The sequence below is a fragment of the Amycolatopsis australiensis genome (assembly GCF_900119165.1).
Taxonomy (GTDB): domain Bacteria; phylum Actinomycetota; class Actinomycetes; order Mycobacteriales; family Pseudonocardiaceae; genus Amycolatopsis; species Amycolatopsis australiensis.
This window is the reverse complement of sequence record NZ_FPJG01000006.1, coordinates 8608940-8620640: the sequence shown is the minus strand read 5'-3', so window position 1 is coordinate 8620640 and position 11701 is coordinate 8608940. Positions and strand designations below refer to the sequence as shown.

Sequence of the window (11701 nt, the reverse complement as noted above, 5' to 3'; positions counted from 1 at the left end):
GTTGGGACACTGTTTCTCACTCACGAGGCGGTTCAGGCGTTGCCGAGGACTCGCGTCACCGCGATCTCCAGCACCACCCGCTGCGGGTTCGGCTTCGGCTGCCGGTACCGGGCGGCGTAGCGGTTTTCCGCGTCCCGCACCGACTCCGGGTCGTCGCGCAGCACCGCGCGTCCCTCCAGAGTGGACCACTTCGGGCCCTCCAGCTGGCAGACCGCGGCCGGGACACCGCCGGCGCCGGCGGCCCGGACCAGCCTGGCCTTCACGGACGTGCCGAACGTGATCACGCGTGCGATCCCGCTCGCGAAGTCGACGGTCACGCCGACCGCGACGACGTGCGGGGTGCCGTCCGGCCGGACGGTGGTGAGGGTGGCCAGCCGGCGCTCGGTCCAGAACGCGCGGAAGTCGGCGCCGCGCTCGTCGAGGTTCATGGGCCCACGCTAGTCCGTCCGGGTGGGCACGCGGGGCGTGAGACCACTCACGGTAATAGTAAGGAAAGTTTCCTAACAGTCTTGACCAGCTCTTGAACCTTCTGTCAGGCTCTGATCGCCCTCGCCGCAGCCAACGATGTCTCTACGGAGGAGCGATGAAGAAGATCGTCCGGGCGGTGGTGGCCACGGCCGCGCTCGCCGCCGGGCTGCTGAGCGTGCCCTCGACCGCGTCCGCGGCCGGGACGCCGTACGTGCCGGGGACCCTGCGGCCGTCCGTCTCGCAGGCGACGCAGGACCAGGCGCTGCAGAAGTACTACGACTTCTGGAAGAAGAACTTCCTCACCACCAAGTGCGGCAGCGGCACCTACGCGGTGCTGTCCAAGGACGCCGACCACCCCTTCGTCGCCGAGGGCGAGGGGTACGGCATGACGATCTCGGCGATGATGGCGGACAAGGACCCGCAGGCGCGCTCGATCGTCGACGGGATCCTGAAGTTCGTCAAGGCGCACCCGTCGGTGAACAACAAGGACCTGCACGCGGCCGAGCAGGACGCGAACTGCAAGAGCGTCAACGGCAGCGACTCCGCCACCGATGGCGACCTCGAAATCGCCTACGGCCTGCTGATCGCGGACAAGAAGTGGGGCAGCTCCGGCGCGGTCGACTACAAGGCCGAGGCCGTCCGGATCATCAACGCGATCAAGAAGAGCGAGGTCAACGGCACCACGAAGTTCACGCTGCTGGGCGACTGGGGCAACGACGCGGAGTACCGGAACAGCTCGCGCTCGTCGGACTGGATGCCGGGCCACCTGCGCGCGTTCGCCAAGGCGACGGGCGACGGCTTCTGGGACCAGGTGCGGAGCCGCGCGGAGACCGCGGTGAGCCGGCTGCAGTCGCAGTACGCGCCGAACACGGGCCTGCTGCCGGACTTCGTGGTGAACACGAACTCGACCCCGAAGCCGGCGCCGTCGGGCTTCCTCGAGGGCCCGAACGACGGCAAGTACAGCTGGAACGCCTGCCGGGACCCGTGGCGCCTCGGCGTGGACGCGGTCACGGCCCCGGGCAGCGCGGCGGCGGCGCAGGTACGCAAGATGAACACGTGGATCAAGTCCGCGACGGGCGGCGACCCGGCGAAGATCCAGAGCGGGTACTCGCTGTCGGGGTCGAAGGTGGAGAGCGGGCAGCACCCGTGCTTCACGGCCCCGTTCGCGGTGGCGGCGATGACGGACCCGGGCAGCCAGGCGTGGCTGGACAAGCTGTGGACGGCGATCTCGACGTGGTCCCCGGACGCGACGGACTACTACGGCACCGGCATCACGATCCAGGTACTGCTCATCCTGAGCGGGAACTACGTGGCCGCCTAGGGGCGGAGGCGTCCCGCACCCGGTATTTCGGGTGCGGGACGGCCGGCGCGTGCCCGAGGCTGCGCGGCATGACCGGTCACCGGCTTCGCGACCGCCGAGCACTACATGATGTGGCGCAAGGCGATGCTCTTCGGCGATGAAGAAGTCGCCGCGCAGGTGCTGACCGCGGTGCCTCCGAAGCAGGCCAAGGACTTCGGCCGCCGGGTGCGCCGCTTCGACGAAGCGACGTGGGTGGCCCACCGCTACGGGATCGTGGTCGACGGCAACGCCGCGAAGTTCGGTCAGCACGGCGAACCGGGCCGGTACCGCGCATCGGGTGCTGGTCGAGGCGAGCCCGGTCGACCGCGTGTGGGCATCGGCCTGGCGGCGGACGATCCGCGGGCCGCGAACCCACGCGCCTGGCGCGGCCTGAACCTCCTGGGCTTCGCCCTCGCCGATGTCGGGGCTCAGCTCGGCTCTCGCGGTGGCAGTCCCGCCGCGCGGTAGATCTCGTCGATCACCGTCATCGTCTCCACCGCGTCGGCCGCCGGCGTCTTCACCGGCTCGCCGTGCAGGACCGCCGCCGCGAATGCGTCCAGCTGGTACGCGTACGACGCTCGCCGCGGGAACTTCTCCGTCCGGCGTGCGCCGCCCGCCCGCACGGAAAGACGGTGGAACGCCTGGGGCATCACCGGGTTCAGCACCGTCAGCGAGCCGCGTGAGCCGATCACCTTCGCGCTGATCTTCAGCAGGGACGACGACCACATCGAACACTCGATCCGGCCCGTGTGGCCCGACGGGTACCGCAGCTCCGCCGTCATCGCCCGGTCGACGAAGCGGTCGCGCAGCTTCGCCGACGCCGAAACGACCGCCGGTGTCTCGCCGCCGAAGACGCGGGCCATGTGGACCGCGTAGCAGCCCGCGTCCATCGTCGCGCCGCCCGCCAGTTCGTAGTCGTAGCGGATGTCCGAGAACACCGGCAGCGGGAAGCACAACGCCGTTTCGACGCGCTGCAGCGTCCCCAGCTCGCCCGACGCCACGATGTCCTCCACCCGCAGCGCCAGCGGGTGGTAGCGGTAGTGGAACGCCTCCATCACGACGCGGCCGGAGGCATGGGCCAGCTGCGCGATCTCCCGGGCTTCCGCGGCGTTCGCCGTGAACGGCTTCTCGCACAGCACGTGCTTGCCCGCTTCCAGCGCCGCCCGGGTCCAGCGGCCGTGCAGGCCGTTCGGGAGCGGGTTGTACACCGCGTCGATGTCCGGATCCGCCAGCAGCGCTTCGTACGACGCGTGCACGCGCGGGACGCGATGCCGGGTCGCAAACGCTTGCGCCCGGTCCGGTGAGCGGGCCGCCACCGCGTCGACCGAGACCGAAGGATGTGACGCGGCGGGCTTGACCAGGGCGGTGGGCGCGATGCGAGCCGCGCCCAGGACGCCGATCCGCAGGCTCATGGCGTGAAGCTAGCACCGGTGCCGAATTTCAACTGACAGTTGACCTCTTCAACAACGAGTTGTAGCGTTCCGAGCCAGCCGAACAGTGGAGGTCCGTTATGTCCCGTTCTCGTGTCGCGCGGGTGGGTGTGCTGCTCGCGAGCCTGGCCGTGCTGGTGACGGCCTGTGGTGGCGGTCCGGACGGCGCGGGCGGGACGTCGCAGGCCGCCGGCGCCCCCGCGTCCGGCATCCCGGACACCGCCGCCATCGTCCAGGGCGTGCAGCAGGACGCCCAGCTCAACGCGGCCTTGCCGGCCACCGTCAAGCAGGCAGGCCTGCACCTGGCGTCGAACCTGCAGTCCGCGCCCAACAACTTCTACGCCGCCGACGGCAAGACCCCGATCGGCTACGAGGTCGACCTCGCCAAGGCCATCGCCGCCAAGCTCGGCGTCCCCGTCACCCACCAGGACATGGCGTTCGGCTCGCTGATCACCAGCCTCCAGTCCGGCCGCATCGACCTGACCATGGCCGGCATGAACGACACCAAGGCCCGCCAGCAGCAGATCGACTTCGTCGACTACTTCACCTCGGGCATCACGATCATGATCCGCAAGGGCAACCCGGACGGCATCACCGGCCCGGACACGCTCTGCGGCAAGAACGTCGCCGTCGTGCAGGGCACCAGCCACCAGAAGTTCGCCGCCGAGCAGAGCACCAAGTGCACGCAGGCGGGCAAGCCCGCGATCACCGTCACCGCGACCGACAGCGACAACCAGAACCAGAACCAGCTGCGCACCGGCCGCGTCCAGGCGATCCTCAACGACCTGCCCAGCGCCGTGTACATCTCCCGCACCGCGGGCGACGGCAAGTTCTTCGACGTCGTGCCCGGCCAGCCGATCGACGGCGGCCCGTACGGCATCGGCGTCAACAAGCAGAACACGCAGCTGCGCGACGCCGTGCAGAAGGCTCTGCAGGCCCTGATCACCGACGGCACCTACGGCAAGATCCTGCAGGCCTGGGGTGTCGAGCAGGGTGCGATCAAGGAGGCCACGGTCAATGGCGGCTCCTGAGCCACTGCCCATCGTCCGCCTCCGGCACTGGGGCCGCTGGGTCGCCGCCGCGATCATCGTCGCGCTGCTGGTGCTGCTCGGCATCGCCCTGGGCAACGCGCAGATCGCGTGGGGCCAGGTCCCGGACTTCGTGTTCTACCGGGTGATGGCGACCGGCCTGCTCAACACCGTCGTGCTGGCGGTGCTGTCCCAGGCCGTCGCGATCGTGCTCGGCATCGTCATCGCCCTGCTGCGCCGCAGCGCCAACCCGGTCGCCCGCTGGTTCGCCGCCGGCTACATCTGGATCTTCCGCGGCCTGCCCGTGCTGCTGCAGATCCTGCTCTGGTACAACCTGGCGCTCGTCTTCCCGGTCATCGACATCCCGTTCCTCGTCCACGAGCAGACGAACGTGCTGATCAGCGCGTTCACCGCGGCCTTCCTCGGCTTGGCGCTCAACGAAAGCGCGTATATGGCCGAGATCGTCCGCGCCGGGCTGAACAGCGTCGACAGCGGGCAGACGGAGGCCGCGAAGTCGATCGGCATGACGCCGGCCGCGACGCTGCGCCGGGTCGTGCTGCCGCAGGCCATGCGCGTGATCATCCCGCCGACCGGCAACGACTTCATCAACATGCTCAAGGGCACGTCGATGGCGTCGGTGATCGGCGTGACCGAGCTGATCCACGCGGCCAACAACATCTCGTCCAACAACCTGCTGGTCATGGAGACGCTGCTGGCCGCGGCCGTCTGGTACATGGTCGTGGTGACCGTCGCCGGCGTCGGCCAGCACTACCTGGAACGCGCCTTCGGCCAGGCCGACCGCGGGCCGCTCGCCCGCGCCGGCAAGGCGTTGCGCGGCGTGCCGCTGGTGAGGAGTGCCCGTGTCTGAGCCACTGCTGCGCGCCGTCGGCGTCAAGAAGTCGTACGGCCACACCGAAGTCCTCGGTGGCATCGACCTCGAAGTCCACAAGGGACAGGTCGTCTGCCTGCTCGGCCCGTCCGGCGCCGGGAAGAGCACGTTCCTGCGCTGCATCAACCACCTCGAGACGATCGACGCCGGGCAGATCTGGGTCGACGGCGAGCCGATCGGCTTCCGGCAGCGCGGCGGCAAGCTGTACGAGCTGCGCGAACGCGACGTCGCCCGCCAGCGCCGGGACATCGGCATGGTGTTCCAGCGGTTCAACCTGTTCGCGCACCGGACGGCGCTGGAGAACGTCGTCGAGGGCCCGGTCAAGGTCCTGGGCGTGAAACCGGAGGACGCCCGCAAGCAGGGACTGGAACTGCTGGACCGCGTCGGGCTCGCCCACCGCGCCGACGCGTATCCGGCGCAGCTGTCCGGCGGGCAGCAGCAGCGGGTCGCGATCGCCCGGTCGCTGGCGATGAAGCCGAAGCTGATGCTGTTCGACGAGCCGACGTCCGCGCTCGACCCGGAGCTGGTCGGCGAGGTCCTGGAAGTGATGAGTACGTTGGCGGGGGAGGGGATGACGATGGTCGTCGTGACGCACGAGATGAGCTTCGCCGCGGAGGCCGCCGACGAGGTGGTGTTCCTGGCCGACGGCGCCGTCGTCGAGACCGGGCCGCCGTCTCAGGTGCTGAGCGCGCCGAAGCACGAACGGACCCGGCAGTTCCTGGCGAGGATCCTCGCGTGACGCGGATTTCGCCCCGGTACCTGCTCCAGTTCGACGAGCCCGCCGGCTACCTCGACTTCGCCCGTTTCGGGCCGCCGTCGCACGCCGTGCTCGACACGACGGCCGCGCTGCTCGACCAGGCCACCACGGCCGGACCGTCTACTGTGGACGAGCTGATGCGGCAGGAGGTCCGGGCCAAGGCGGCCGCGGCGCGGCTGTCCGGCTCGGACACCGACCACACCGTCCTGCTGCCGCACACCAGCCTCGGCCTGTTCCAGGCGGCGTTCCACAGCACCGGAGAGGTGCTCGTGTCGGCGTCGGAGTTCCCGGCCAACACCTACCCGTGGGCCCGCGCCGAACAGGCCGGTCGCCTGCGCGTCCGGCGCCTGACCAGCGGGTACGTGACGCCCGAGCGCGTGGCGGAGGCGTTGACGCCGGAGATCACGACCGTCAGCGTCAGCGCGGTCGACTTCCGCACCGGCTACCGGGCCGACCTGGCGGCGCTGCGGGAGGTCGTCGGCGACCGGCTGCTGGTCGTCGACGGCATCCAGGGCTTCGGCGTCGTCGACGAGCCGTGGGAGGTTGCCGACGTCCTGGTCGTCGGCGGGCAGAAGTGGCTGCGGGCGGGCTGGGGCACCGGCTTCGCGGTGCTGTCCGACCGCGCTCTCGACCGGATGGACCCGATCCTGTCCGGCTGGACCGGCGCGCGCGACCCCGGCCTGTTCGACGACGAGATCCACCCGCCGGACGCGACCGCGCAGGCCTGGTCGATCTCCAACCTGAGCCCGATCACCTCCGGCGCGTTCGCCGAGGCACTGGAGCTGGTCGAGGACGCGGGCGTCGAAGCCATCGCGGCGCGGATCGCCGAGCGGATCGCGTCGTTCGAAGAAGTGCTGGCCTCCTGCGGTGCCCAGGTCGTCTCGGCGACCGCACGGCGGGCCGGGATCCTGGCGTTCACCCTGCCCGGCCACCCCGCCGAGCAGGTCGGCGCGGCGCTGAACAACGCCGGGATCGCGGCGACCGTGCGGCCCGAGCACGTCCGGCTCTCGCCGCACGCGTCGACCCCGGCGGTCGCCGCGGACCTGCTCCGGGAAGCGCTGGAGACGCTGACCAGGCCGCGTGAGCCGCTGGTCGTCCCGGCCGCGGGCGCGACGACGCACGACGTGCTCACCGCGCTCGTCCCGGCGATCCCGGGGCTGGCGGCGATGCTCGGGCCGGGCAACGAAGTCCTGCTGCACGACCTGAGCCGGCTGCCGGACTCGATCATCGCCATCGCGGGCGACCTGACCGGCCGCAGCGTCGGCGGCCCGATGACCGACCTGCTGCTCGGCCTGGTCCGCCGCGGCACCACCCAGGACCTGACGAACTACCGCACGCACGGCCCGGACGGCCGCCCGATCCGCTCGTCGACGCTGTTCCTGCGCGACGCCGACGGGGTCGCGGTCGGCTGCCTGTGCGTCAACAGCGTCGACCCGGTTCCTTCCCCGGCCGCCGGCGGCGAGCCGGAGACTTTCCCACCGGACGTCGACAGCCTGCAGCGGTTCCTCGTCGACCGGGCGGTGGCCAAGGCCGGGATCCCGGTGGACCTGATGAAGAAGCGGCACAAGGCCGCGGTGGTCCGGGAACTCGACGAAGCCGGTTATTTCCTCATCAAGGACGCCGTCGACCACCTGGCCGGGCGCCTGGACGTCACCCGGTACACGATCTACAACTACCTCAACGAAATCCGTGCCTGAAGCTGCCCGATCGGACCTTGCCCCGCGGTCCGGCCGGGCGGACCATGGCGCGCATGACCGAATCGGACACCCGGAGCGCGCTGCTGCGGCTGGAGGCCGAGGACGAGGCCGACGCGGAGGAGCTCGACCGGCTCGCCCGCCGGCTGCGCGGCGAGCTGGCCGAGCTCGACGTCGACCTGCGGGCGGTGCCGGGCGAGGTCCCGCCGGGAGGGAAGGCGGCGGACCCGGTGACGATCGGCTCGCTCGTGGTGGCGTTCAGCGCGGCCGGCGGCGTGTTCCCGGGTCTGGTGGAGACGCTGCGCGAGTGGCTGGGCAGGCAGGCGGGCCGCTACAAGATCACGGTGACGATCGACGGCGACACGGTCGAGCTGGAGCGCGCGACGACGGCCGAGCGCCGGCAGCTGATCGACGCCTTCGTCCGGCGGCACGCCTAGGGCGTCGCCGTCACTCCACGAAGGACTCCACGGCCTCCGCGGCGAAGGAACCCCGCCGTGGCCGCGGATTCGCCAGGCAGGTGCTCGTGGCGGACCGGCTCACACGAGGCGGAGCCGGACGAAGAAGATCGCGAAACCGGCCATCCGGGTCCCGGAACGCCCGCGTCACCCGATTTCCGCCTTTCGTAGGGCGTTCGCGCGCGGCCGTCCCGCGGAAGCGCTTGCCGGGTCTAGGGTTCTCCCGCCCGAAGTCGCAGGGAAAAGGGAGAAAACAGTGAGACGTGCCTTTCTCGGAGCGGGCACTGCCGCCGCCGTGCTGGCGGCCGTGCTCGTGGCCGCGCCGGCCGCGTCCGCGGCGGCCGCGCCCGGCTCGATCGCCTGGGGCCCGTGCAGCAATGCCACGCTCGCCGCCGCCGGGGCCGAATGCGGGGTCCTCGGCGTTCCGCTCGACTACTCGAAGCCGCACGGTGACCAGGTCCAGCTCGCCGTCAGCCGGGTCAAGCACAAAGTTCCGGACGCGCAGTACCAGGGCGTCATGCTGACCAATCCGGGCGGGCCCGGCGGGTCCGGCCTGCTGCTGGCCACCCGCGGCTCGCGCGTGCCCGGGCACGCCGGCGACGCCTACGACTGGATCGGCTTCGACCCGCGCGGCGTCGGCGCCAGCAAGCCCGCGCTGAGCTGCGATCCGAACTACATGGACTACGACCGGCCCGGGTACGTGCCGGTCACGCCGCAGCTGGAGCGGACCTGGCTCGGCCGCGCCAAGGGCTACGCCGAAGCGTGCGCGAAGAACACGCCGAAGGCCCTGCTGGAGAACATGAAGACGACCGACACGGTCAAGGACATGGACTCCATCCGCCAGGCGCTGGGCCAGCGGCAGCTGAACTTCTACGGCTACTCCTACGGCACCTACCTCGGCCAGGTCTACGGCACGCTGTTCCCGCAGAACGTGCGCCGGATGGTGCTCGACTCGACGGTCGACCCGCGCGGTGTCTGGTACGGCGACAACCTCAACCAGGACGTCGCGTTCGACAAGAACATCCTCATCTGGTTCGGCTGGCTCGCCCAGCACGACGACGTCTACCACCTCGGCAAGACGCAGTCCGCCGTGCAGCGCGTCGTCGACGAGCAGCTGCTCAAGACGTCGGTGAACCCCGCCGGCGGCGTGATCGGGCCCGACGAGATCATCGACGTCATCCAGCAGGCGAGCTACTACCAGCTGCGGTGGACGCTGCTGGGCGACGCGCTGTCGCGGTTCGTCAACAAGGGCGACTGGCAGAACTGGAAGTCGCTGTTCGAGGCCTTCGGCGGCCGCGGCGACGACAACGGCTACGCGGTCTACCTCGCCGTCCAGTGCACCGACGTCCAGTGGCCGCAGAGCTGGAACCAGTGGAAGCGCGACAACTGGCAGACCTTCGCCAAGGCGCCGTACTTCACCTGGCAGAACGCCTGGTTCAACGCGCCCTGCCTGTACTGGCCGGCGAAGCCCGGCAAGCCGACGAAGGTCGACGGGCACGGCGTCCAGAGCGTGCTGATGATCGACGAGACCCTCGACGCGGCGACGCCGTTCCCGGGCAGCCTCGAGGTCCGCAGCCGCTTCCCGGGTGCTTCGCTGATCGCGGAGCCGGGCGGCACGAGCCACGCGATCACCCCGCGCGGCAACGCGTGCGTCGACACGAAGATCGCCGCCTACCTGGCGACGGGCGCACTGCCGGCCCGCCTGCCCGGCCGCACGGCCGACGTCGAGTGCGCGCCGCTGCCGCAGCCGACGCCGCCGGCTCCCACGGCCACCGCGGCTCGCGCGGACACCGGTCTCGTCTCCGGCCGATTCGCCGGCTGACCTGCGGTAACTCCTGACGACGGGGTGTCGGGCGCCCAGCCCGGCACCCCGTTTTCAGTACCGTGGACTTTGAACTCGCGCGGACTTTGTGTTACAAAGTGGATTCCGGCTTTGCTTCGCAAAGTCCACGATCGAAGGGAGGACGCCATGACTGGGGGACCGGCGTTCGCGCTCCACGGCCTCACGAAACGGTTCGGCCGCGTCACGGCCGTCGACGGCGTGTCCGTCGAGGTCGCCCGCGGCGAGGTGGTCGCGCTGCTCGGGCCGAACGGCGCGGGCAAGTCGACGACCGTCGACATGCTGCTGGGCCTGACCAGGCCGGACGCGGGCGAGGTCGTCGTCGCCGGTGGCAGCCCGCGCGAAGCCGTCGACCGGGGGCTCGTCGGCGCGATGATGCAGAACGGCGCGCTGCTGCCCGATGTCACCGTCGGCGAGATCGTCGGCCTGATCGTCTCGACGCACGCCGAGCCGCTGTCCGCGAGCGAGGTGATCGCCCGCGCCGGGCTCGAGAACCTGGTGAACCGGCGCTGCGGCAAGCTGTCCGGCGGGGAACGCCAGCGCGTCCGGTTCGCCGTCGCGCTCGCGGGCGACCCGCAGCTGCTCGTGCTCGACGAGCCCACCGCCGCGATGGACGTCGAGGGCAGGCGCGCGTTCTGGGCCGCCATCCGCGAGTTCGCCGCCGGCGGCCGGACCGTGCTGTTCGCGACGCACTACCTCGCCGAGGCCGAGGACTACGCCGACCGCGTGGTGCTGATGCGCCACGGCGCCGTCGTCGCCGACGGCCCGGTCGCCGAGGTCCGGGCCGCGGTGTCCGGGCGCGTGCTCAAGGCCGCCGTGCCCGGGGCCGCCGAGGCCGAGCTGACCGCGCTGCCCGGCGTCACGACCGTGCAGTTGCGCGGCGGGCGTGCCGAGCTGGCCTGCGCCGATTCCGACGCGGCCGTCCGCGCGCTGCTCGCGAAGTACCCGCAGGCGTCCGGCATCGAGATCACCGCGCTGGGCCTCGAAGAGGCGTTCCTGGCGCTCACCGCCGAGGAGGCCGCCGCGTGAACACGACGTACCTGGGCCTGGAGATCAAGCGGATCCTCCGCAGCCCGCAGTTCACGATCTTCACCATCGGCATGCCGGTGGCCATGTTCCTGCTGTTCGGCTCCATCTTCGGCAAGTTCGTCACGCCGAACGGGCTGCCGTCGAACGTCCAGACCATGATCAACCTGGCCGCGTACGGCGCGAGCGGCGGCGCGCTGTTCACCGGTACCCGCGTGGCGCAGGAACGCACCGACGGCTGGCAGCGGCAGCTGCGCCTGACGCCGATGCGCGGCCCCGGCTACCTGGTGGTCAAGGTGCTCTCGGCGATGGCCGTGGCACTGCCGGTGCTCGTGGTGCTCTTCCTCGCCGGGCTGGCGCTCGGCGTGGCGATGACCGCCGCCCAGTGGGGCCTGGTGCTGGTGTCGCTGTGGCTCGGCGTGCTCCCGTTCGCCGTGCTCGGCCTGGCCATCGGCCTGTTCGGCAAGGGCGACACGGTCGGCGCGGTGACCGGCGCGCTGATGATGCCGCTGGGCATGCTCGGCGGCCTGTGGATCCCGCTGTGGGCCCTGCCGGACTGGATGGCCACGCTCGCGCACTTCTTCCCGACCTACTGGCTCGGCCGCGTCGGCGTCGAACCGCTCGCCCACGCGGGCGGGACGGGTCTCGCGGCGCTCGTGCTGGCGGGCTGGCTGGTCGTCCCGGCGCTGGTCGTCGTGCGCCGGTTCCGGCTGGACACGGCCCGGCTGTGAATGCGTGTTAGCTTCCGTGCGGTACTGAGGGGTCTGCGCGGACG

12 protein-coding genes are annotated in these 11701 nt (G+C 71.0%); 10 read left to right on the top strand and 2 right to left on the bottom strand.

Features of this window, described 5'->3' with window-relative positions; genetic code table 11:
- Positions 1–32 precede the first annotated feature (32 nt).
- Positions 33–428, bottom strand: coding sequence for a TIGR03618 family F420-dependent PPOX class oxidoreductase (locus BT341_RS41110; RefSeq protein ID WP_072481357.1), 396 nt, complete (start codon positions 426–428; stop codon positions 33–35).
- A gap of 155 nt (positions 429–583) precedes the next feature.
- Here BT341_RS41110 and BT341_RS41105 point away from each other — a divergent pair, with 155 nt between their 5' ends.
- Positions 584–1789 carry a family 8 glycosyl hydrolase gene (locus BT341_RS41105; protein WP_072481356.1) on the top strand — a complete coding sequence of 402 codons (1206 nt, stop codon included), beginning with the start codon at positions 584–586 and terminating at the stop codon, positions 1787–1789.
- Between the two features lie 105 nt (positions 1790–1894).
- Positions 1895–2275 (top strand): NADAR family protein, encoded by a 381-nt coding sequence (locus tag BT341_RS41100; protein WP_072481355.1) that lies wholly within the window; start codon positions 1895–1897, stop codon positions 2273–2275.
- Here BT341_RS41100 and BT341_RS41095 read toward each other — a convergent pair.
- A complete protein-coding gene (locus tag BT341_RS41095; protein WP_072481354.1) occupies positions 2236–3219 on the bottom strand; it encodes a Gfo/Idh/MocA family protein in 984 nt (327 codons plus the stop codon). The genes BT341_RS41100 and BT341_RS41095 overlap by 40 nt on opposite strands.
- A 98-nt stretch (positions 3220–3317) precedes the next feature.
- Between BT341_RS41095 and BT341_RS41090 the strand changes: the two genes are divergently transcribed.
- The 8 genes from BT341_RS41090 to BT341_RS41055 all read left to right on the top strand — a co-directional run bounded on the left by BT341_RS41090 (position 3318) and on the right by BT341_RS41055 (position 11657).
- Positions 3318–4268, top strand: coding sequence for an ABC transporter substrate-binding protein (locus BT341_RS41090; RefSeq protein WP_072481353.1), 951 nt, complete (start codon positions 3318–3320; stop codon positions 4266–4268).
- Positions 4255–5133: an amino acid ABC transporter permease gene (locus tag BT341_RS41085; RefSeq protein WP_072481352.1), complete on the top strand. Its 879-nt coding sequence runs from the start codon at positions 4255–4257 to the stop codon at positions 5131–5133. The genes BT341_RS41090 and BT341_RS41085 overlap by 14 nt, the downstream gene beginning before the upstream one ends.
- Positions 5126–5893: an amino acid ABC transporter ATP-binding protein gene (locus tag BT341_RS41080; RefSeq protein ID WP_072481351.1), complete on the top strand. Its 768-nt coding sequence runs from the start codon at positions 5126–5128 to the stop codon at positions 5891–5893. The genes BT341_RS41085 and BT341_RS41080 overlap by 8 nt, the downstream gene beginning before the upstream one ends.
- Entirely contained in the window at positions 5890–7608 is a 1719-nt protein-coding gene (locus tag BT341_RS41075) for an aminotransferase class V-fold PLP-dependent enzyme (RefSeq protein ID WP_072481350.1), read from the top strand. The genes BT341_RS41080 and BT341_RS41075 overlap by 4 nt, the downstream gene beginning before the upstream one ends.
- A 53-nt stretch (positions 7609–7661) precedes the next feature.
- Positions 7662–8042, top strand: coding sequence for an effector-associated constant component EACC1 (locus tag BT341_RS41070; RefSeq protein WP_072482459.1), 381 nt, complete (start codon positions 7662–7664; stop codon positions 8040–8042).
- A 274-nt stretch (positions 8043–8316) separates the two neighbouring features.
- Positions 8317–9882 (top strand): alpha/beta hydrolase, encoded by a 1566-nt coding sequence (locus BT341_RS41065; protein WP_072481349.1) that lies wholly within the window; start codon positions 8317–8319, stop codon positions 9880–9882.
- A 147-nt stretch (positions 9883–10029) separates the two neighbouring features.
- A complete protein-coding gene (locus tag BT341_RS41060; protein ID WP_072481348.1) occupies positions 10030–10929 on the top strand; it encodes an ABC transporter ATP-binding protein in 900 nt (299 codons plus the stop codon).
- The gene (locus tag BT341_RS41055) at positions 10926–11657 is read left to right on the top strand and encodes an ABC transporter permease (protein ID WP_072481347.1); all 732 of its coding nucleotides are present in this window, start codon (positions 10926–10928) and stop codon (positions 11655–11657) included. The genes BT341_RS41060 and BT341_RS41055 overlap by 4 nt, the downstream gene beginning before the upstream one ends.
- Positions 11658–11701: the final 44 nt, after the last annotated feature.

Coding starts and splice junctions, on each gene's coding strand:
- BT341_RS41060 (WP_072481348.1), top strand. CDS start 10,030: ATGACTGGGGGACCGGCGTTCGCGCTCCACGGCCTCACGAAACGGTTC.
- BT341_RS41085 (WP_072481352.1), top strand. CDS start 4,255: ATGGCGGCTCCTGAGCCACTGCCCATCGTCCGCCTCCGGCACTGGGGC.
- BT341_RS41110 (WP_072481357.1), bottom strand. CDS start 428: ATGAACCTCGACGAGCGCGGCGCCGACTTCCGCGCGTTCTGGACCGAG.
- BT341_RS41070 (WP_072482459.1), top strand. CDS start 7,662: ATGACCGAATCGGACACCCGGAGCGCGCTGCTGCGGCTGGAGGCCGAG.
- BT341_RS41100 (WP_072481355.1), top strand. CDS start 1,895: ATGATGTGGCGCAAGGCGATGCTCTTCGGCGATGAAGAAGTCGCCGCG.
- BT341_RS41105 (WP_072481356.1), top strand. CDS start 584: ATGAAGAAGATCGTCCGGGCGGTGGTGGCCACGGCCGCGCTCGCCGCC.
- BT341_RS41095 (WP_072481354.1), bottom strand. CDS start 3,219: ATGAGCCTGCGGATCGGCGTCCTGGGCGCGGCTCGCATCGCGCCCACC.
- BT341_RS41090 (WP_072481353.1), top strand. CDS start 3,318: ATGTCCCGTTCTCGTGTCGCGCGGGTGGGTGTGCTGCTCGCGAGCCTG.